This is a genomic window from Abyssibacter sp. (genome assembly GCF_964229365.1).
GTDB lineage: Bacteria > Pseudomonadota > Gammaproteobacteria > Nevskiales > OUC007 > Abyssibacter.
Map to the genome: position 1 here is coordinate 1 of NZ_CAXRDQ010000029.1, position 21,555 is coordinate 21,555.

Below are 21,555 nucleotides of genomic sequence, written 5' to 3' on the forward strand. Positions count from 1 at the left end.
GTATGCCGCCCGCGTTGTTCGATGGACAGCCGGTGCCCTATCTGGTCGCCAAGGCCTGGCTTCACGAGCGTGGCGGGTTGTGGTTTCGGCATACCGGCCTGCACCGGATGAAGCCCGAGAACTGGTCCGCTGCTGCTCAGCCGGAATCCGTGCTGCCGGCAGGCGCAACCACCGGCCGGCGAGACCAGAACCACACCAGCCCGAGCCCGGTAACCAGATGCGGAACGCCCCAGAACGCGGTGAGCAAGATCGTTACCGCCTGATCAGGAAACGTGTTGAACAGGATGATCAGACCCAGGCCGGTGTTCTGAACGCCCACTTCCATCGTGACCGCGCGAAAATCCGCGGCAGACAGGCGCGCCGCATAGGCCGCCGCGGCGCCCAGGCATAGCGCCGCGAGATTGTGCGCCGCAGCGAGTGGCACGATGCGACCGGCATGGTCGCGAAACACCTCGGCATTGGTGACAAAGGCGATCCCCACGAAGAGCAGCAGAATCGCAAATGCGCCGAGGCGCATCGGCCGCTCCAGGGTTTTCGCCAGGGTAGGCCGCAGATGGGCTGTTGCCATACCCAGCACCAGCGGCGCTGCGAGCACCCACAGCAGCAGCTCCAGCATCGGCATTCCATCCAGCGCAAGGGCTTGCACCAGCGGACGGGTGTTCGGATTTAGCGCGACGTAGAACGCGAAATTCAGGGGCGTGACGACGGTGGCCGCCAGACTGGATGCGGCCGTCATGCTCACCGAAGTGGCCACATTACCGCGGCCCAGCCACGTGAGGATGTTGGAAAAATTGCCACCGGGACAGCAGGCCACGAGCAGCATGCCCAGGGCGAGTTCGGCGGGAATATCGCCGGCCCACACGGCCAGACAGGTGAACGCCGGCAGCAGGACAAACTGGGCCAGCAAGCCGATGGCGGGCGCGACCGGGCTGCGAAGAATCCGCGCAAAATCACGCGGCCTCAGCGACAGCGCTGCACCGTACATCATCACGGCGATGATGACGTTGAGCGCAAGCAGGCTTCTGGGATCGAACTGCATGGGGGCGGCCGAGGTGCCGACAACGGGTGTGGCGCAAGCTTGCAGCAATCGTCCGGTAGCGGCCAGCCACGGTAAAGCCAGATCGCCGCCCCGGTCCTGATTACCAACACGGCCGCCTCGGGTAGGCTGCCGACCCACACCACCACGCTGCCGCCACCGGAGCCGCTCCACCCCATGACGCTAGCCCAGACCTTCGCCGAGACGCTTCCCGACGCTTTTTTCCTCGACCCCGAGCAGCCGTCCCGACTGGAGGCGTATCTGCACGCACAGGGCTGGGTCGCGCCGGCGCGAACCATCGTCGCGCTGAGCAAAGCGGGGGAGGGCAACATGAATCTGACACTCCGCGTGGAACTGGATGACGGCACGCGCCATGTCGTCAAGCAATCCCGTCCCTGGGCAGAAAAATTTCCGTCGGTGCCTGCGCCGGCTGATCGCGCAGACATCGAGGCATTGTTCTACCGGCAGACGGCCTCACTGGACGCGATCGCGCAATGCTCCCCGCGGCTACTGGCGCATGACCCGGTCTCGCATCTGCTATTGCTGGAAGACCTGGGCCCGGCGGGCGACCTGTCCACGCTTTATGCCGGCGATCGGGTCATCGCCATCAGCACGCTCACGGATCTGGCGGATTACCTGACCGCACTGCACGGGCATTTTCATCGCGATCGCTGCGACTTCTACATCGAGAACGCGACGATGCGTGCGCTGAACGCAGAGCACATTTTTCGGTTCCCATTCGACCCGAACAATGGCTTTGACCTGGATGCGATCACACCGGGGCTGGCGCAGCTTGGGGCGCAATGCGTGCTGGATGAATCGCTGATGGCGGCGATTCGGGCGCTGGACGCCCGGTACCGGGCGAACGGTGACACCCTGCTGCATGGCGACTTCTTTCCGGGCAGTTTTCTGACTTCGGGCAGCGGCGTGAAGGTGATCGATACGGAATTCTGCTTTTTCGGGGAGGCTGAGTTCGACCTCGGCGTGTTGCAGGCGCATTTGCTGCTGGCACAACAGCCCGACGAGGTGATCGACTCGCTGTTCAGGCGCTATCAGGGCGCGGAACGCTTTTCCCGCTCGCTGTGCGATCAGTACGCCGGCGTGGAGTTGCTGCGGCGATTGCTGGGCCTGGCGCAGCTTCCGCTGACCCTCGACCTCGAGCAAAAACGGGCCCTGGTGGAGCAGGCACGTCTGATGCTGCTGCGCGGTTAGCGACCCGCCTCGGACGGTGGCCGGTCGACCGTCACAGCGTAGTTCTCGATCGCCATGGTCCAGTCGTACGGCAGATACGCCAGTTTGGGCTTTGTCGCCGCCGGAAGCAGTCCATAGCGTCGCAGAATGCTGCGCTTGGCGGTGGCGCTGCCGCCGAAATCCGCCGAAAACCAGCGCATGAGCGCCGGCACACGCACCACGTTGGCAGCGCGGTCGTACTCGACTGCGTTGCCCAGATAAAAACGCGAGTTTGCGTCTAGCTGCTCATCCAGTCGTTCGGCCTGATACGCCATCACCGGCGGACAACTCAACGCCCCGCAGTTCAGCGCGAAATGCAGGCGGTAGTCGACCGATTCCACCGCGAAGCGGCGGATGAAAGCGCGGCGCCACCACAGCATCCGCACATGGCCCAGCGTATAAATCGTCGCGCCGCGGCGCAGCACGCCGTGTTCGATATCCTCCAGGCTGACGTGGTCGCCGGCGATGTGAATCTGCTCGGCGCCAAAATAGGCAGACCGGTTATCCAGGTAAGGGCCGGGGTCGGCTTTGAGAAAATACTGCGTATACCCGTTGTAAACGTTGATCCAGAACGCCAGCTGGCGGGTTTGCGTATCGAGCTGCGCGTCGAGTGATGCCGGCTCCAGCGCGGCAAACCGGGCGAGGTGAGCCTCCACCGGGAGGTCGTGGATCACGCGGTCGACAAAATTGGCCGACAAGGCCACGGGATGCAGGCTGTCCAACATCGCCTGATCGGCCGTGGCGGTCCGCGGCAGCGGCGATGGCTGGTGGCTGATCACCGGTGGCGCCGGAGCCGGATCGATGGGCACGCTGCTGCAGCCGGCAAACAGGCCCAGGCCGACCAGTGTGGCGGCCACGCGGGGGTATCGGTTGGATGGCCGGATCATGACGACGCCTGTCCGAGCAGGTGATACATGAGCTTGTCCTTGTAGCGAGGAGATGCGGCGTACGCAAAGTCGACGCGGTAGGGCGATTCGAACGCGTAGGACGCTTCCAGGTACTGCTTCTGCGGATCCTTGCGCCAGCGCCGGGCATCGTTGTCGCGCAGGTTGATCTGTACGGGAATGTCGCGGTGGTAGTCGAAACATTCCGGGTACAGGACGTGGCCGATGGTGCAGGCATCGAACGGGATAAACCCATCCAGCCGCAAGCCCAGACGCCACGCGACATGCCACATGCGAAGCCGGCGCGCGACCCAGCGATCGCCCGGCCGGCCATTGCGGGCGATGCGGAGGATGTCCCGGCGATCCAGCCACACGCTCGAAGCCGCCTCGAATCCGGACAGCGTGATCGGTATGCCCGCATCCAGCACCCGCAGAAACGAGCGCGGGTCGTTGTCAAAGTTTGCGTCCGGCAGACCGACCCGGCTGCTGCCGGCGTTAAAGCGGGTACCGGCGCTGCGCCCGGCACAGAACACGATTTCGTCGATGTTGCCGGCCTGCTCGGGATAGAACGTCAGCAGATTCGCCAGATTAGTGGCCGCGCCGATGGCCACAATGGTCAGGCGCTCTCGTTGCAGTGCCTCGGCCAGGCGGTCCACCGCTTCCGTGCAGTGCCCATAGCTGGCAAAGATATTGTCGGTGCCCTTGTAGACCGGGATCTCATAGCGCGCGTAGTGGCCCAGCAGGCGGCGGGTGACGCGCGCGCCGTTGTCCACCCGCCGGTTCAGGCTGATGCCGCGAATTCGAACGGCTGGCGAGTCCAGCGCCATCATCAATGCCAGCCCATCGTCGACATCCTCGGGAAACCGGTTGAACACGATGTCGGTGTCGATCCAGATCGCCTTGCCTGTTGGGGTTTCCGTGGCTCGGGCGGCCCCGGCGGGTTCACGGACCAGTGAGCGACGTGATTCGGTCATGTCAGAAACGGTAACCGAGTTCGGCGGCGAACCGGCGCGGGGGGTACACGCCGACGGAATGGGCGCCGACCAATGCGATGTCGGCGGCTTCCCTGCGGACGGTTTCATCGGTGAGGTTGCGTCCGATCAAGCGCAACGTCAGCCGGCCGCTGCCATCTGAAAGCCCCACAAACGCGTTGTAGCGCAGGTAGCCGGGCTGGCTGTCGATGGGGTCGAGATCGACGTTCAGAAACTGATGGCTTGCGCCTTCGGCGACCACACCCAGGGCGAAGGGCAGGTGCATCCAGGGCAAGGCACCGATGAAGCCCAGTTGCAGGCTGCCGGAATACTCCGGTGCGCGTTGGAGCACGCGGCCGCTCAAGTCCTGGCCGCCTTCGTCGTTCGGGTCATCGCTGCCTTCATCGGACCCCGCCTGGGCCGGTGCATTGGTGTAGCGGTCGTACTTGGCGTCGAGGTAGCCCAGTTGCGCGCCCGCCATCAAACCGAAACCACTTTGCCAGCGCAGGTCCAGTTCGATGCCCTGGGTATGCGCCTCGGCTGCATTGCCGACGAAAAACTCCGTGCCGTCCAGCGCGGCGATCTGCAGGTTGTCAAAGTCGGTTCGGAACAGGCCCAGCGATCCGCTGAATCCATGCCAGGACGCAAGTCGCAGCCCGGCCTCGTAGGTCAGGGATCGCTCCTCATCAAACTCCGCCCGCTCCGGCACGGCCGCCAGGTTGTTGAAGCCGCCGGATTTGAAGCCGCGCGCGGCGGTGATGTAACTGCTCAATCGGTCCGTCCAATCGGTGAGCAGCGACAGCCTGGGCGAAAAGTCCGTTTCGGAGCGTTCCGCCTGAAGATCATATTCCTCCTCTCCGAGCGCCGCGCCGAGCAGCGGGCCGGTGGTGCCGTCAAACGTGATGCTTTGATCGCCCGACTTGGTCTCTCGCGTGACCCGTCCATCAAGGCGCAGGGTCCAGGTATCGCTCAACGGCCAGCGTAGCGAGCCGAAGCCGGAGAGGGTGCGTTGCGATTGTATGAGTTGGTGAATGCTGCGGCCGGCACCCAGCTGAGCGCCGCCTGGTCCGGCCAGCAGTTCTCCAAGGCGCCCGAACAGCGTCGAGCCCAGTTCGCTGCCGCTGCTGCCATCGAGCAGGTCGGCGAGCAGGTCGTCGACGCCGTTGGCAAAGGCGGCGATGTCCACACGCAGATCGAGATCCGCCTGAAAGTAGTACAGGCCGGCGCTGAGTTCCGACCAGCCCAGATCTTTGTCCAGCCGGAGTTCCACGCTGCGTTGGCGATACGTTTCGTTGGAGGGCAGCGTGAGAAACGGCACGGGACTGATGTCCAGATCCAGGTCGGCGGTGGTGTCCTGACCGGAGGCCGCCGCGATCAGCCGCAGGAGACCGAAGTCCAGATCCCAGTCTGCGTGCAGGAACAGGTCTTCGCCTTCCAGCAGGCCGCCGGCCGGCGCGTGGTCGGTATGGGTGCGGTTGTCGGTGATGTCCGTGCTGGTTGCGGGATCGAAGCGGCGGTACAGCGCGAGTAGCTGGTCGCTGGCCTGGCTGAGTTCGAAGCTGTCGCCGTTTTGCTCGATCCGGGCCGCCTGCACAGTGATTTCGTAGGATTGTCGGGCGCCGGGCGTCCACAGCAGCTTGGCGCGGCCGGCCTGACCGGGGCGGGCGAGGTCGTCGCGTTGTTGTGTGGTGTTGTACAGATAGCCGTCTTCGTCCGTTTTTGCGACGGCAATGCGCGCGGCCACCGTGTCGCTGAGCGCAGCGGACAATGCGGCTCGGCCACGCCATTGATCATCGGAACCGGTGAGAGCTTCGGCATAGCCTTCGGTGTAGCGGGTGACCGGGGCGGTTTGCACGTTAACTGCGCCTGCTACCGTGTTTTTGCCCAGCACGGCGCCTTGCGGCCCGCGCAACACTTCAACCTGTGACACATCCAGAAAGTCGAACAAGGCCACCTGAGGCCGGCCCAGAAATACGCCGTCGACGAAAAACCCCACCGACTGTTCGGCGCTGCGAACACTGCCGGTTCCCAGACCGCGGATAAACAGGAAGCTGTTGGTGGGCGTCAGCGCGAGCTGGGCATTGGGCAGGCGGTCGGACAGCGTTTCGACATCGGTGATATCGGTTTCTCGCAGCTCGATGTCGGGCGTGATCGTCACCGAGATCGGCGTCTCCGAGAGCGTATCGCCGGTTTTCGAGGCGGTGACGACCAGTTCTTCCAGTGCCAGTGGCGTGGTGGTGTCGTCGCGGTCAGCATCGGTGCTATCCAGCGGTGGCACGGGGATGGTTGCCAGTGCCTCCGGCGCTTTGTTGCGGCTGTCGTCCTGCGCCCAAGCGGCGCCGCAGACAAGCCCGCCGATGACGGCCAGGGCGAGCCAGGCCGCGCCACAAAACATGCGTCGGCGCGCACCGCCATGGCTGCGAGACTCGGCGGTGCCGTACATGGTCTGACTCCCTGGGTCTTGCTGGGCTGGGGCCGCGTTGCGCCACCCTGGCCGGTGTTGGTCTCGCCGCGACTGGGCGGCCCTGTTGATTCAGACCGTCGTGATGATGGTTCTTTGCCGGCCTGCCTCAAGCATTCGGGACGAACGCGCCGGACGGATGCACCGCCTGCCGCGCGGCTTAGATCACACCATAGGCCGCCATCGCGTCGGCAACCTTGATGAATCCGGCGATATTGGCGCCTTTGACGTAGTTGATCTGTCCACCCTCGACCTGGCCGTGTTCGGCGCATTGCTCGTGAATGCCGTGCATGATGGTGCGCAGGCGCTCGATCAGTTCTTCCTTGCTCCAGGACAGGCGCATGGAGTTCTGGGTCATCTCCAGGCCAGAGACGGCCACGCCACCGGCGTTCGCCGCCTTGCTGGGGCCGTAGAGTATGCCGGCGTCCAGGAAGACGTGAACCGCATCCAGTGTGGACGGCATGTTGGCACCCTCCGACACGGCGATACAGCCGTTCGCGACCAGGGATTTGGCCTCCTCGCCGTTCAGCTCGTTCTGCGTGGCACAGGGCAGGGCGAGTTCGGCGGGCACGCCCCAGGGGCGGGCGCCTTCGTGATACTCGGCGCCAAATTCGTCGGCGTATTCCTTGATGCGACCACGCCGCTTGTCCTTCAGCTCCTTCACCCAGTCGATCTTCTCGCGGGTGAAGCCCGTCTTGTCGTAGACAAAGCCACTGGAGTCGCTGAGGGTGATGACCTTGGCGCCCAGGTCCACCAGCTTTTCCGCTGCGTGAGTCGCGACGTTGCCGGAGCCCGAGATGACGGCACGCTTGCCTTCTAGCCCCTGGTCCTGGGTTCGCAGCATGTTCTCCAGCAAGTAGACCGCCCCGTAGCCCGTGGCTTCGGTGCGGATCAGACTGCCGCCGAAGGCCAGACCCTTGCCCGTAATGGTGCCGGTGAACTCGTTGGCGATGCGCTTGTATTGTCCGAACAGGTAGCTGACCTCGCGGGCGCCCACACCGATATCGCCGGCCGGTACATCGGTGTACGGCCCGATATGTCGGAACAATTCAGTCATGAACGCCTGGCAGAAGCGCATGATCTCGTGCTCGCTCTTGCCCTTGGGATTGAAGTCAGAGCCGCCCTTGGCACCACCCATGGGCAGGCCGGTCAGGCTGTTTTTGAATGTTTGTTCAAACGCCAGAAACTTCAGAATCGAGCGGTTGACGCTCTTGTGGAAGCGCAACCCGCCCTTGTATGGGCCGATGGCGTTGTTGTGCTGGACGCGAAACCCGCGGTTAGTGCGGACGTTGCCCTCATCGTCCTGCCAGCACACGCGGAAACTGATGATCCGATCCGGTTCGGTGAGCCGTTCGAGAATCTGCAGTTGGTGATACTTCGGATTGGCCTGGATGAACGGGATCAGGTCGGCCGCGACTTCCTCGACTGCCTGGTGAAATTCTCTCTCGCCTGGATTGCGCCGCTTGAGTCCCGTCATGAAACGCTGAAGATCGGTAGCCATCGTCTCTCCTTTCTCCCCATGGAAGTCTGTCTGGTCCGATGCGTTCGAGCTTACCCTGTCGAATTGGGCGCAGGTGCCAACCCTGTCATCAATTGGGAGCGGGATTAGTAGACGTCGCGCCGATAGCGGTGCTCCTCGGTCACGGCGTTCAGCTGACCTTCGCCGAGGATGCGGGTCAATGCTGCGTGCACACCCTGAGACATGCCGGCCTGGCTGCCGCAGACCATGATGCAGGCACCATCGTCGATCCAGCGCCGGACGTCGTCGGCGGCCTGCTCCAGCTGATCCTGAACATAGCCCGAAGGCTCACCGCCGCGGGAGAAACAGAGATCCAGGCGGCGTAGATATCCGGCAGCCTTCCAGGCATCCAGTTCGGCGCCGAACCAGCGATCAGCGGTTGGCGAGCGTTCACCGTAGACCAGCCAGTTTCGGTGCTGTCCACGCTCGATGCGTGCCTTGAGCAGCGCGCGCAGACCTGCGATGCCGGTGCCGTTGCCGATGAGCAGCAGTGGCTGATTGGTTTCGGGGAGGTGGAAGCCAGGGTTGTTCCGCAGCCGTAGTTGGGTTTTGTCGCCGGGGCGCGCATCTCGCGTCAGCCAGGCAGAGCCCGGACCCAGGGCTCCGTCCGGATCGAACATCTGCCGGACCACCAGTTCGATCGCGCCATCTGACGGCATCGAGGCGATGGAGTAGCTGCGCCAGGGTAGGGGCTCGAGCCGGGTCGCGGCGGCGGCGGGCGTCAATGGTTGGCGCAGGGCTGCTAGCGGTTCCAGCCTGCGATCGGCCAGTCGCTGGCGCCAGGCGGGTGTGTCCTGCTCGTTCGCCACAATGCCCGCCTGTGCCATCCAGGCGTCGATGATCGTGCGTCCGTTGCAAGGGCGCAGGTCCACCAGATCACCCGCCGCCCAATTCGGTAGCTCGCCCTCGGGCCGCAGGCGGACGAGACAGGCGAGGTTGCCAGGGCTGTCAGGGTTCAGCGGAATCACCGATTCGATCCGCCAGGTGGTTCCGTGGTCTGTCTGCACCGCCTGGGCGTCGGCGCCCAGCCGCTGCAACGTCGCGCGCCAGGCTGCCAGGGCCGCCGGATCACCGTTGTCCATTTCGATGGGCGCATGCAGGGCACGTGCATCCTGCGCCGCCAACCAACGGTCCACGATGTGGCCGAACGCGCAGTAGCGGTCGTAGCGGCGATCGCCCAGGGCCAGCACGCCGGAGCGAAGGCCGTGCAGAGCGAGCGTTTCGGATAGCAGGCCGGTGACGAAACCACGGGCCGGGTCTGGAGCGTCGCCATCGCCCGTGGTGCTGACGATGAACAACGCAGTCGAGGCATGGCGTAGCTGAGCGGCCGTGACAGCCTCCAGCGAGACGCAGGCACAGTCCAATGCCGCGGCGGACTGCCGCGCGATCGCTTCGGCCGCCCCGGTCTGGCTGGCGTAGCAGACCAGCCGCTCAGGCGATGACCCAGACGGCGCCATGCGCGGTTTCGATCGCTTCAGCAGCCATGCGCTGATCGCGATATAGCCCGTGATGACCAGCATGCCGAGCAATACACGATGCGGCGCAGGTGGCTGCGTTTCGCTTAGCTCCGGAGTCAGGGCCGCGAAACCGGCTGCGACCAGCGCCAGCGCAAGCCCCAGACCGATCTGCACCCAAGTGGTGGGGCGCATCAGTATCGGCTACTGCGGCAGTACCTCGAAGACCGCGACATAGCTGCCGGCGCGGATGGTGGCGGGTGCCTTGGCCTGATCATCGCTGTACTCCGCACCGACCCAGTAGCGGCCGGCCGCGGGCCAGGTGATGCGGATCTGGCCCTGGTCGTCGCTTTTGAGCGTGATCTCATCCTGGGTGTTGCGGTACCGCATGCCGGCAGGGATGACCTCCACCTCGGCGCCTGCCGCCGGCAGCCCGTCGATTAGGAGCTGAAACGCGGCGGTCTCGCCAGCGTACAAATCATTCGGGTGTGTCGTGGGCACCAGTTCCAGGCCCTTGCCGCTGGGCTTGAGGACCTCGCGGGTGGGCGCGCCGGCGGTGACGAAGGTTTCCACCCGTCGCGAAAACTGCCGCACTTCCAGGTTTTCCGCGGAGTTAGGCACGTTTTCGGCAAAGCCTTCGGCGCTGTACTGGCCGCCGCGCCGTGGCCAGCCACGCGGTTCGCCATCCTCTTCCCAGCGCGCGCTTAACCCGCCGCTGGCGGACTGGACGCGGTAGGTGCCTTCGCTCTCCAGATGCAGATCAAACACTGACCGGTACTTGCCGGTGGACGGGTTCTGCAGCGGTACGGGCTCGCCGGTCGGACCGATCGCCTCGATACGATCCAGCGCATAGGGGTGGTGGTCGGTGTAGAAGATGTCATTGGACACCGCGGCATCGAAGGTGACCCAGGGGTCATCTCCGGAGAGCAGCGTGGCGTCCGGCAGAATCCAGACGCGATGCGCCTGTGCCGCCAGCGGCAGGAGCAGGGCGAGGGTTAGCGTGAACAGTCGGTAGGTCATGGTGCGGGGTCCTTGGTGAGGCGGATCAGGGCAGAAGCTCCAAGCGGACGGAGCCGAGCTCGCGCTCGCCCTCGGCCTGGTCGGTCACAGTGGCGGTCGGTGGCCAGTCGAACGGCAGCTGCAGCACTTCGCGTCCACCCACCTCGCGGGCGGCTTCGACCACCAGCGTGTACCGGCCGGGCGGCAAGCCGGCGATCAAGCCACGGTCACCACGAAACTGCATGCTGTGGGTGCCGGGCGGGCGCGTCGCCGCGCTGACACCGTCCACCGGCATGTCCAGGCTGCGCCCGGCTCGGCGCCACCACTGGCGGAGGTCTTTCAGCCATTTTTCGCCTTCTTCGCCGTCCATGCGTACGTCGTACCAGACGGCAAGATTCGCGACGACCTCGCGGCGGTCGTTCTCGATCCAGGTCGCCACGTATGGGCGGTGGTACTCGGCAACATCCAGTTGCGGTAACTCCACGGTGGCTTTGAGGTCGGCCGCGGCGGCCACGGCGCAAAGGCTGCTGAGGATCAGGGCGTACAGGCAATGTTTCATGAGCGGTTGTCAGTGGATGAACAGCAGGGCGATGAGCAGTGGCAGTACCAACCCGAGACCGACCGTGGGCCAGGTCATTCGGCGGCGGTTGCCGTGCAGCAACAGCAGCACCACACCGGTGGCGGAAAACACGACACAGGCGGCGGCGAATACGTCGATAAACCAGCGCCACACGGCGCCGGTGTCGCGGCCCTTGTGCAGGTCGTTGAAATAGGCGATCCAGCCGCGGTTTGTCTGTTCGTACAGGGCCTCACCCGAGTGCAGATCGATGGCCAGCCAGCCATCTCCACCGGGGCGGGGGAGGTCGAGATAGATTTCGTCGGGGGTCCATTCGGCGTCGGTTGCCGGCAGGCGCAGATTCCACCGTGCTTCCAGTTCGCGGCGCACGGTCGCCGGAAGCGGACCGGCCTCGGTTTGAGTCGCCCGGCCCCGCAGCCCTTCGATGGTGGCGGGCCGTAGATCGGCTTGATGCGTGAGGGTATGCGGCGTGGCCTCGATCTGCCCCGCGTGGTTGAGCGTGATGCCGGTCACCGCGAACAGCAGCAGGCCCACGAGGCAGACAGCGGAACTCATCCAATGCCACTGAGTGACGTGATGCAGCCAGGCGCCGCGGCGGCGTTGGCGGGCTGCGGTGTCATCCAGCGGTTGGTGGATTGGATCGGGCATGGGTCTAGACGTCGGCCCAGCGCCGCAGCAGGTTGTGGTACACGCCGGTGAGTTGCACTACGGATGGTGCATCGGGGCGATCCACCGAGACCTGCTGAATCGCCTGATCCAGATCCCACAGCAGCTGGCGCTGGCCGTCGTCGCGCACCATGCTCTGGATCCAGAAGAATGACGCCACACGCTCGCCGCGCGTGACTTCGGTGACGTGATGCCGGCTGCTCGACGGATACAGCACCAAATGGCCGGCCGGCAGCTTCACCGAATGCGAGCCGAAGGTGTCTTCGACGACCAGCTCGCCGCCGTCGTAGCTGCCGGGGTCGGCAAAGAACAGCGTGGCGGACAGATCAGTGCGGATGCGGGTGCCCGAGGCGGCATGCTGGCGCACGGCGTTATCGATATGGGTGCCGAAACGCTCCCCGATGCCGTAGCCATTGAATAGCGGGGGGAACACATGCTGGGGCAGGGCTGCCGCGATGAAGCGGGTATTGGCGGACAGCGCCTGGAGGATGATGCCGCCTACCTCGCGCGCTGCGGCCGAGTCTTCGGGGAGTTGCCGATTGCGTTTCGCGCGCGCCGATTGGTGGCCCGAAGTCACATTCCCATCCACCCACTCGGCCGACGCCAGCCTGTTGCGGCAGTGGGTGAGGGTGGCGGTATCAAGAACGTCGGGAATGGTGATCAGCATGGTCAGTACAGGACGCGGCCCACCCGAAGGCAGGCCGCGCGTTGCGTGAAGGTCTGTTGAGGCGCCTAGAACGAAAAGTGCGTGGTCAGCAGCACCTGCCGCCCCGGACCCTTGGCTGCGTAGTGTGACGCATAGGCTTTGGTGTAGTAGACCTCGTCGGTGAGGTTTTGCACGTTGAGCTGCACTTCCACCGCGTCGAGAATCTCCCAGGCCGCCATGGCGTCGTAGCGCCAGTAAGCCGGAACTGTCTTCCGAGGGTCTGAGGTCACGCTGCCGAAGACTTCGCTGACGTAGTTGGCACCGCCGCCGATGGTGAGCCGTTCGGTCAGGTCGTAGTTGGTGAGCAGCGACACGCTATGCTCGGGCGTGTTGGTGAGCTGCTGGCCTTCGGCAGTGTCCTCGAAACCGCTGCGAACCAGTTCGGAGTCCAGGTAGGAGTAGCCGCCGAACAGGTGCCAGCGTTCGGTAATGCCGCCGGCGAAGCCGATCTCGGCGCCGGTCACCCGGGTTTCGCCAACCTGCTCGAAGACGCCTGCCGAGACCTCGATGCTGGCGTTTTCACGGGTGATGTCGAAGATCGCCGCAGTGACGCGCAGCCGCTCGTCGAACAAATCCCACTTGGTGCCCAGTTCGATGTTGACCGACTCCTCCGGATCAAGTTGGGTGTTGTCGCGCCGGCAACGCCGGGTGCAATCGGCAGGGGAGTCCGGCTGCGGGGTGTCCTCGTCGCCGGTGCCCAGGGTGGCTGGGGTGGTCTGCGTGCCGTAGGACACATAGATCGAGCCATTGGCAACCGGCTTGAACACCGCGCCCAGCTGATAATTGATGAACGTGTCGTCGGCGTAGGCATTGAGGGTTGGATCGGATGCGCTGGTTGCTTCGGTTTCATAGCGATCCCAGCGCAGTCCGGCGCTGACCTGCCAGTGGTCAGACAACTTGACCGTATCGAATGCATAGATCGCCGTGGCGTCAGTTTCGTAGACGGTCGGCGTGTTGCGCCGCGTCACCGTACCCATCCAGGCGTCAGCCGGCGTCGGGCTGGCGAGGCTGGTGCAATCGCCATTGGCGCGCAGCAGTTCGCCAAAGGTCATCCCGCTGGCCGGGTCGACTTCGGTGCTGGAACAGTCGGAGCCAAATGCCGAAGCGGCGCTGACGACGTTGTAGCCGTCCTGCTCCTTGTTCTCGCGGATGAATTCCAGGCCGATGTTGTAGCTGTGTTCGAACCGGCCGGCGACCGCCACGCCGCTGAGATCGGTCTGGTTGGCCAGGGTCTTGGTCTGGCTCCAGCGGTTCTTGCTGCTGCGGTAGACGAAGCCGTCCTCGACATTGCCACGGGAATCGTCGGGGTTGGTGACGACATAGGAGTTGGTGGATTTGCCCCAGCGGGTCAGATTGCGCAGCCGCAGGTTAGGGGTCAGTTCGTGGTGGACGATGGCGGTGGCGATGTCGGTTTCACCCTCGAGAAAGTCTCGGTTGAGCAGACCGTAGAAGTTCTCCTCGTCGATGCCCAGCGTTTCGGTCACCGGCTCACCGGAGGCGAGGTCGTAGGGGATGCTGTAGTCCGGAATGCCGCTCTCGCGCACGTTGTAGTAGTCCAGGGTCATGCGTGTCTGCGACCCCAGCCCGAATGCCAATGACGGCGATACGCCCACGGCGTCGGATTCCACCACGCTGTCGCGCCCGGGAACCCCCGCTTTCTCGCCCAGCACCCCGACGCGAAACGCCGCGGTGTCGGACACCATCCAGTTGCCATCGACCGTGGCACGCAACGTATCGGCGGTGCCGATGGTCACCGCGCCGCGCTGGAAATCCTCCCCGCCAGCGGTCTTGGAAACCAGATTGACGCTACCGCCGCCGCCGCCGCGTCCTGCGTAGACCGAATCGGTGCCCTTGAGTATCTCCACCGACTCGATATCGAACACGCGGCGGGTTTGCGAACCGATGTCACGCACGCCATCGACGAACAAGTTCGCGGTGGAATTGATGCCGCGTATCACCGGTCGGTCGGCGATGGGCTGGCCGCCTTCGCCCGCCAGGAAGGTGATGCCAGGGACTTGCCGCAGCGCGTCTTGCAGCGAGTCGGCGGCGGTGTCGCGGAGCAGATCCTCGCTGATCACGGTGAAGGATCTCGGCGTATCCAGCAACGGCGCGGTGAACTTCGGAGACTGCGCCGATTCTGCCTTGTAGCCGTCGACCTTCTTGCCCTCGATATCGACCGGGGAGAGGACCTGTACGTCGTCCGCCTCTGTAGGGGGCTGCTGGACGTCTTCACGGCTGACGGCGGGAACGGCGTAGGTCGTCAGAATGGCGGCGGCGATGGCCGTTCGGCGGAATGTCATGCGTGCTCCTTCGGATAAGAACCGGTCACGTCCATGTGCAGGAGCGGGCCGCCGTGGTCAGGCAGCCCGATTGCCGGTCGCGTGGGCTCGGATTATTTACTATCGCAGGAGCGAACGATAATGATTCGCAATTAGATAATCAATGCCGGATGGAGGGAACTACGAACCACGGTGGAACTTTGCAGGCCGCGCGCAGTGGTCAGACGCCGCGGCGGGCAGCGCAGACGACTGGGGTGGGACCGACTTCAGTCGTCGAACAGAATCGCTTCGATGGCGCGCCGGACAAGCTTGGCGTAGGCCTCGGTCCGGATGTCGATGCCCTGGACTGCTTTTGCAGCGAGTCCGGTGAACAGGGCGCTGATCAGCATCACCTTGGTATCGATTTCATCGTCGGATCGTCCACGAGCGCGCAGCGATACCCCCAGGCCGTCGCTTAGACGCTGGCGGGCCGAGGTGTCTGCCGCGTGGAGCACGCAGGAGATTTCATCGTTACGCGCGCTCTCCGCGATGAATTCCAGTTTGAGTGCGGAGTCGCCGCGGTTGGACGTCCGGTCCAAGCCTTTCGGAAGATCGTCCAGTAGAGCGTCGACGAAATCGCCCTGTGCATGAAAGTCATTGAGCACGTCATGCAGCTGCTCGCAGTTGCGCACAACCAGGGCAGCGATGATGGCTTCCTTGTTCTGGAAGTAGTGGTAGATGTGGCCCACGCTCATGCCCGCCGTCTTCGAAATCGTCGACATGCTGGCGGCATGAAACCCCTTCTTGCTGAAACACTCGGCTGCGGCATCGAGTATCTGGTCGCGCCGCGCGTCCGCCGGATCGACGTCGCAGCTTAGTTCTGCCCCACTCATGGATGGTCTGACTCCTCATTCGCTGTCACGAATGATGCGTTGGTGGTTGCCGACTGACCAGCCGGTCAATTAGAATGAACGTTCATTCTAGCACTCGGAACGGATCTGTCACCCCGATCCTCCGAGCTCGCGCGCTGCAAAGCCGCCAACTCATCAGGGCAACCGACATGTCGAATCAACGCAATACCCATGGAATGCGGGCAGTGATTCTTCCCCTGCTCGTGGCCACGTGTCTGGTGGCCTGCGAGGACAGCGTGGACGGTCAGGCGGCACCGCCACCACAAGAGGTCGGCGTGGTTCATCTGAAGACTCAGCCGGTGCCCGTGGTGGCGACGCTGCCGGGCCGTACGCGCGCTTACAAGGTGTCGCAGGTGCGTCCTCAGATCACCGGCATCATCCAGGAACGGCTATTCGAAGAGGGTGCGCAGGTCGACGCCGGGCAAGTGCTTTACACCATTGATGCCGCACCCTACGAAGCGGCTCACGCCAGCGCCTCTGCGTCGCTGGCACGCGCTGAGGCCACGCGCGATTCGGCGGCGGTTCTTGCCAAGCGTTATGCCGGTTTGGCAAAGATCGAAGCGGTGTCGCAGCAGGAGAACGACGATGCCCAGGTCGCGTTGAAAGAAGCTGAGGCGGCGGTGGCGGAAGCCAGGGCTGCGGTCACCTCGGCGCGCATCAATCTGGACTACACCCATATCGAAGCGCCCATCGCGGGCAAGGTGGCGACGTCCGAATTCACCCCTGGAGCACTGGTGACCCGAGATCAGGCGAGTCCGCTGACCACGGTGCGTCAGCTCGATCCGATTTATGTGGACATCACCCAGCCGAGCCGGGATTTGCTGGAACTGCGCCGGCGGTTTTCCGCGGCGGCAGATCCGGATCAGCGCACCGTTGATGTCGTGCTGCATCTGGAAGACGGCAGCGTCTACGACCACGCAGGGCGGCTGTCCTTCCGCGGTGTTGCGGTTGAGGAGAGCACTGGAACGGTGAAGCTGCGGGCGATTTTCCCGAATCCGGATCAGGTCTTGTTACCCGGCATGTATGTCAAGGCTGTGCTGGAACAAGCCGTCGACGACGAAGGCTTGTTGGTGCCGCAGCAGAGCATCACCCGTGATGCGCGTGGCCAGGCCAGTGCGTTGGTCGTGAAGGCAGACAACACGGTGGAGCGACGCGACGTCGTGACCGAGCGCGCGGTGCGCAACCACTGGGTCGTCACCTCGGGTCTGTCGGCCGGCGACCGCGTAATCGTCGATGGCCTGCAACGGGCGCGGCCGGGAGCCACGGTCAATCCGGTGCGGGTCGACGTCGAGCAAACCGCCATGGCGGTGGAGTAAACCGATGGCACGCTTCTTTATCGATCGTCCGATCTTCGCCTGGGTGATCGCCCTGGTCATCATGTTGGCGGGGGCGCTGGCGATCCGAACGCTGGCGATCGAGCAGTATCCGCAGATCGCTCCGCCGACGGTGGAGATCAACGCCAACTACCCAGGTGCTTCGGCCCAGACCATCGAGAATGCCGTCACCCAAGTGATCGAGCAGAACATGACCGGGCTGGACGGCTTGCTGTACATGGCTTCGAACAGCAGTTCTTTCGGCCGTGCGCAGATCACCTTGACCTTCGAGCCGGGTACCGATCCCGACATTGCCCAGGTTCAGGTGCAGAACAAATTGCAGCTTGCCACGCCATTACTGCCAGAGGCCGTGCAGCGGCAGGGCATCAGTGTCACCAAGTCCACGGGCGGATTCTTGATGGTCGCCGCGCTAATCAGCGAATCCGGCGAACACAGCTGGAACGAGCTGGCTGACTACATCGCGTCCAACATGCTGGAGCCGCTGAGCCGGGTGGATGGCGTCGGGCGTACGCAGTTGCTCGGCGCCCAGGCGGCGATGCGAATCTGGGTCGATCCGAACCTGATGACCAGCTACAACCTGGCTATCAGCGACATCACGGCCGCCATCGCATCACAGAACGCGCAGGTCTCGGTGGGCGAACTCGGGGGGCTGCCTGCCGTGCGCGGACAGCAGCTCAATGCGACCATCACGGCGCAAACGCGCCTGAGCACCGAGCAGGAGTTTCGCGACATCGTGTTACGCGTGTTGCCGGATGGATCGCTGCTCACGCTGGGCGACGTCGCACGGGTGGAACTCGGCTCCGAGTTGTACAGCGTCAAGGTGGAACTCAACGGCCAGGCTTCTGCCGGCATTGGCATTAGTTTGGCGACCGGCGCAAATGCCTTGGCCACGGCCGAAGATGTGCGAGCGCGTCTTGACGATCTGGCTGAATTCTTCCCGCAGGGCGTCAAGGTCACCGTGCCTTACGACTCGACGCCGTTTGTCGAGGTGTCGATCGAGGGCGTGGTCCATACGCTCGTCGAGGCGGTCATTCTCGTGTTCCTCGTGATGTATCTGTTTCTGGGGAATCTCCGGGCCACCTTCATTCCGACTATCGCGGTGCCGGTTGTGCTGCTGGGCACCTTCGCCGTTTTGGCCGCCTTTGGTTATTCGATTAACACGCTGACGATGTTCGGCATGGTGCTCGCCATCGGTTTGCTGGTGGATGACGCCATCGTTGTCGTGGAGAACGTCGAACGCGTGATGGAGGAGGATGGCCTCTCGCCGCTGGAGGCAACACGCAAGTCAATGGATCAGATCACCGGGGCCTTGATCGGCATTGCGCTGGTGTTGTCTGCCGTGTTTGTGCCCATGGCGTTTTTCGGCGGCGCAACCGGGGCCATCTACCGCCAGTTCTCCATCACGATCGTCTCGGCCATGGCCTTGTCCGTCGTGGTTGCGCTGACCTTGTCGCCGGCGCTATGCGCCACGTTGCTCAAGGCACCGAAGCCAGGCCATCAAACCCGCAAGGGCTTCTTCGGCTGGTTTAACCGCCGTTTCGATCAGGCGGCCGGTGGCTACCAAGGCTGGGTCGGCAAGCTGATCCATCGTGGCGGCCGGATGATGCTGATCTATCTCGTGATCGCCGGCGTAATGGCCTTGCTGTTCGCGCGCATGCCCACCTCGTTCCTGCCGAACGAGGATCAGGGTTCGGTGATCACCATGGTTCAACTCCCGCCGGGGGCGACTCTGCAGCGCACCGAAGCGGTGATGCGGCAGATTCAGGAATACTTCAACTCGCAGGAGGACGTGGAGCACATCTTCACCATCGCAGGGTTCAGCTTCGCCGGTGCCGGACAGAATGCGGGCATGGCCTTTGTTCGGCTGAACGATTGGTCCGAACGGCCCGGCCAGGCCCACAGCGCGCAGGCCATCGCCGCCCAGGCGAACCAGGCCCTGGGCCAGATTCGCGACGCCAGTGTCTTCGTGCTCGTGCCACCTCCTATTCGCGGGTTGGGCACAGCGGCGGGCTTTGACGTACAGCTGCTCGACCTGGGCGGCGTCGGTCACGAAGCCCTGATGGATGCGCGCAACCGGTTCCTCGAGCTGGCTCATCAACGGTCCGAGCTGACGGAAGTGCGCGCGAACGGGCTCGACGACACGCCGCAATTCAAGATCGACATCGACGCTGCCAAGGCAGGAGCGCTGGGCCTGTCGATGGATCAGGTCAATGCGGCGATGTCGGCCTTGCTGGGTGGTCAGTACGTCAACGATTTTGTTGACGGCACCCGCGTCAAACGCGTCTACGTGCAGGCTGATGCCGAGTTCCGGATGCTCCCGGAGGACATCGGCCAGTTTCACGTGCGCAACGCCTCTGACGACATGGTGCCGCTGAGCACGTTTTCGTCGACGCGCTGGATCTTCGGGTCGCCGCGGCTGGAGCGCTACAACGGCAATTCCTCGGTGGAGTTGCTGGGCGCCGGAGCGGCGGGCGTGAGCTCCGGTGAGGCCATGGCGATTGTGGAGGAGCTGATGGCGGGCATGCCGGATGGCATCGGTTACGAATGGACCGGCCTGAGCTATCAGGAGCGGCTGTCAGGGTCGCAGGCGCCGGCCTTGTACGCCTTATCAATGCTGGTCGTATTCCTTTGCCTGGCGGCGCTCTACGAGAGCTGGACGATTCCGTTCGCCGTGATGCTGGTGGTGCCCCTGGGCGTCATCGGCGCGCTGGCGGCCGCCGGGCTGCGCGGGCTGTCGAATGATGTTTATTTCCAGGTGGGCTTGCTGACGACAATCGGGTTGTCGGCCAAGAACGCGATTCTGATTGTCGAGTTCGCGCGTGATCTGTACGACAGCGGCATGAGCTTGCTGGAGGCCACCATGGAGGCCGTCCGCATGCGTTTGCGCCCGATCATCATGACGTCGATGGCCTTCATGCTCGGCGTGCTTCCGCTAGCGCTGGCGTCCGGCGCGGGTTCAGCCAGCCAGAACGCCATCGGCACCGCCGTGTTTGGCGGGATGGCGACGGCGACCCTGCTGGGCATCTTCTTCACGCCAGTCTTTTTCGTGGTGGTGAACCGCCTGTTTGGGCAGTCACCCGTCACCGAGACCAGCCCCGCGTCGGAGGCCCAATGATGAGCAAACAACAGTTCAAGGCGCTCGCGCTGGCGGCCATCGTGCCGGGGCTGCTCGCCGGCTGCGCGAACCTGGCCCCCGAGTACCAGCGACCGGCGGCGACTGCCGCCGAGCAGTGGAGCGACCGGGTCGCCGCAACCGCCGAGCCTGCCGAGCCGCTGGCATGGCGCGATTTCTTTCTGGACCCGCGCTTGCAGGCCGTTATCGAGCTGGCGTTGGATAACAGCCCGAGCGCGCGACTGGCGACGCTGAATGTGCAGCGGGCACGGGCGTTGTATCGCGTTCGAGGCGCCGAGGTTTACCCATCCCTCGATGCGACGGCCTCCGGGTCGGTGCAACGCATTCCGTCATCGTTGTCGCCGGCCGGCAGCGGCGGCAGTGGAGGGGGGCAGGATTACATTTCGCGTCAGTATTCGGTTGGGGTAGGCCTGACGGCCTATGAACTCGACCTGTTTGGCCGGGTGGCCAACCTCAAGGCGCAGGCTCTGGAGGCGTACCTTTCGCAGGAGGCCGCGCGACGCAGCGCCGAGCTGTCGCTGGTGTCGGAAGTCGCCAGTGCCTGGCTGCAACTGGCCGCAGACGAAGCCCTGCTGGCCTTGGCTCGCGACACGCTGGAAAGCCAGACCCAATCCTTCAAGCTGACCGAGCGCAGCTACGAAGCCGGGGTCGCCTCCGCGCTGGCGGTGGCCCAGGCACGGACGATTGTCGAATCCGCCCGGGCGGATGTGGCGGCGTTCACCAGCCAGGTGCAGCAGGACCGCAATGCCCTGCAGCTGCTCGTCGGTGTGCCGATTCCGCAAACCCTGAAACCGACCGCAGATGACATGGCGCCGGTGGATGCGCTGGCCGAGTTGCCTGCCGGCGTGTCATCCGAGGTGTTACTGAACCGTCCGGACGTGGTGGCGGCCGAGCATCAGCTGATTGCGTCGAATGCCAATATCGGCGTTGCCCGTGCGGCGCGCTTTCCAAGCATCTCGCTCACCGGTTTTGCCGGCACGGCCAGCAGTGACCTGTCGACTCTGTTCGACGCCGGCACGGGCACGTGGTCATTCGCACCGCAGATCAGTATTCCGATCTTCAATGCTGGGGCGGCCAAGGCCGGTGTAGCCGTCGCAGAGGCCGATCAACAGATCGCCCTGGCGCAGTACGAGCAGGCCGTGCAGGTGGCCTTCAAGGAAGCAGCCGACGCCTTGGCCTTGCGGCAAACGATTGACGACCAACTCGCCGCCCGCCAGGCGCTCACCGATGCAGCGGCCCGGGCCCAGGAGCTGTCTGATGCCCGTTATCGCAGCGGCATCGACAGTTATCTGAACCTGCTCGACGCGCAGCGCTCGCTGTATGCCGCCCAGCAGCAGCTGATCAATACGCGGCTGTCGCGGCAGTCCAATCTGGTGACGCTGTACAAGGTCATGGGAGGCAGCTGGTCCTGAACGC

At 64.2% G+C, this 21,555-nt stretch carries 16 protein-coding genes; 4 read left to right on the top strand and 12 right to left on the bottom strand.

What is annotated here, in order from left to right; genetic code table 11:
• Positions 1–136: 136 nt before the first annotated feature.
• Entirely contained in the window at positions 137–1,039 is a 903-nt protein-coding gene (locus tag ACE1EY_RS04280; RefSeq protein ID WP_373928042.1) for a bile acid:sodium symporter family protein, read from the bottom strand.
• 174 nt (positions 1,040–1,213) lie between these two features.
• Here ACE1EY_RS04280 and ACE1EY_RS04285 point away from each other — a divergent pair, with 174 nt between their 5' ends.
• Positions 1,214–2,248 (top strand): phosphotransferase, encoded by a 1,035-nt coding sequence (locus tag ACE1EY_RS04285; protein WP_291515024.1) that lies wholly within the window; start codon positions 1,214–1,216, stop codon positions 2,246–2,248.
• Here the strand turns inward: ACE1EY_RS04285 and ACE1EY_RS04290 are convergent.
• From ACE1EY_RS04290 to ACE1EY_RS04340, 11 genes are all read right to left on the bottom strand, one after another.
• Positions 2,245–3,153 (bottom strand): DUF547 domain-containing protein, encoded by a 909-nt coding sequence (locus ACE1EY_RS04290; RefSeq protein WP_373928043.1) that lies wholly within the window; start codon positions 3,151–3,153, stop codon positions 2,245–2,247. The genes ACE1EY_RS04285 and ACE1EY_RS04290 overlap by 4 nt on opposite strands.
• A complete protein-coding gene (locus ACE1EY_RS04295; RefSeq protein ID WP_370299562.1) occupies positions 3,150–4,124 on the bottom strand; it encodes a nucleoside hydrolase in 975 nt (324 codons plus the stop codon). Before ACE1EY_RS04295 ends, ACE1EY_RS04290 begins: the two co-directional genes overlap by 4 nt.
• A 1-nt stretch (position 4,125) precedes the next feature.
• Complete coding sequence (locus ACE1EY_RS04300) at positions 4,126–6,564, bottom strand: TonB-dependent receptor (protein WP_291515027.1); 2,439 nt, start codon at positions 6,562–6,564, stop codon at positions 4,126–4,128.
• Between the two features lie 178 nt (positions 6,565–6,742).
• A complete protein-coding gene (gdhA, locus tag ACE1EY_RS04305; RefSeq protein ID WP_291515028.1) occupies positions 6,743–8,083 on the bottom strand; it encodes an NADP-specific glutamate dehydrogenase in 1,341 nt (446 codons plus the stop codon).
• 104 nt (positions 8,084–8,187) lie between these two features.
• Complete coding sequence (locus tag ACE1EY_RS04310) at positions 8,188–9,750, bottom strand: sulfite reductase subunit alpha (protein WP_370299563.1); 1,563 nt, start codon at positions 9,748–9,750, stop codon at positions 8,188–8,190.
• A gap of 9 nt (positions 9,751–9,759) precedes the next feature.
• Positions 9,760–10,575, bottom strand: a complete 816-nt coding sequence (locus ACE1EY_RS04315) for a DUF4198 domain-containing protein (protein ID WP_291515030.1) — start codon at positions 10,573–10,575, stop codon at positions 9,760–9,762.
• 25 nt (positions 10,576–10,600) lie between these two features.
• Positions 10,601–11,113, bottom strand: coding sequence for a DUF2271 domain-containing protein (locus ACE1EY_RS04320; protein ID WP_291515031.1), 513 nt, complete (start codon positions 11,111–11,113; stop codon positions 10,601–10,603).
• A gap of 9 nt (positions 11,114–11,122) precedes the next feature.
• Positions 11,123–11,779, bottom strand: a complete 657-nt coding sequence (locus ACE1EY_RS04325) for a PepSY-associated TM helix domain-containing protein (RefSeq protein WP_291515032.1) — start codon at positions 11,777–11,779, stop codon at positions 11,123–11,125.
• A 4-nt stretch (positions 11,780–11,783) separates the two neighbouring features.
• Positions 11,784–12,464, bottom strand: a complete 681-nt coding sequence (locus ACE1EY_RS04330; RefSeq protein ID WP_291515033.1) for a Fe2+-dependent dioxygenase — start codon at positions 12,462–12,464, stop codon at positions 11,784–11,786.
• 65 nt (positions 12,465–12,529) lie between these two features.
• Positions 12,530–14,803: a TonB-dependent receptor gene (locus tag ACE1EY_RS04335; RefSeq protein ID WP_370299564.1), complete on the bottom strand. Its 2,274-nt coding sequence runs from the start codon at positions 14,801–14,803 to the stop codon at positions 12,530–12,532.
• Between the two features lie 245 nt (positions 14,804–15,048).
• Positions 15,049–15,654 carry a TetR/AcrR family transcriptional regulator gene (locus ACE1EY_RS04340; protein ID WP_370299565.1) on the bottom strand — a complete coding sequence of 202 codons (606 nt, stop codon included), beginning with the start codon at positions 15,652–15,654 and terminating at the stop codon, positions 15,049–15,051.
• A gap of 167 nt (positions 15,655–15,821) precedes the next feature.
• On the opposite strand from ACE1EY_RS04340, the gene ACE1EY_RS04345 reads away from it, so the two are divergent.
• Genes ACE1EY_RS04345 through ACE1EY_RS04355 form a run of 3 tightly spaced genes read left to right on the top strand, consistent with a single transcriptional unit; the run spans position 15,822 to position 21,551 of the window.
• Positions 15,822–16,988, top strand: coding sequence for an efflux RND transporter periplasmic adaptor subunit (locus ACE1EY_RS04345; protein ID WP_370299566.1), 1,167 nt, complete (start codon positions 15,822–15,824; stop codon positions 16,986–16,988).
• A 4-nt stretch (positions 16,989–16,992) separates the two neighbouring features.
• On the top strand, positions 16,993–20,121 hold the full coding sequence (locus ACE1EY_RS04350) for an efflux RND transporter permease subunit (protein ID WP_291515037.1): 3,129 nt from the start codon (positions 16,993–16,995) through the stop codon (positions 20,119–20,121).
• Positions 20,118–21,551 (top strand): efflux transporter outer membrane subunit, encoded by a 1,434-nt coding sequence (locus ACE1EY_RS04355; RefSeq protein WP_373928044.1) that lies wholly within the window; start codon positions 20,118–20,120, stop codon positions 21,549–21,551. The genes ACE1EY_RS04350 and ACE1EY_RS04355 overlap by 4 nt, the downstream gene beginning before the upstream one ends.
• Positions 21,552–21,555: the final 4 nt, after the last annotated feature.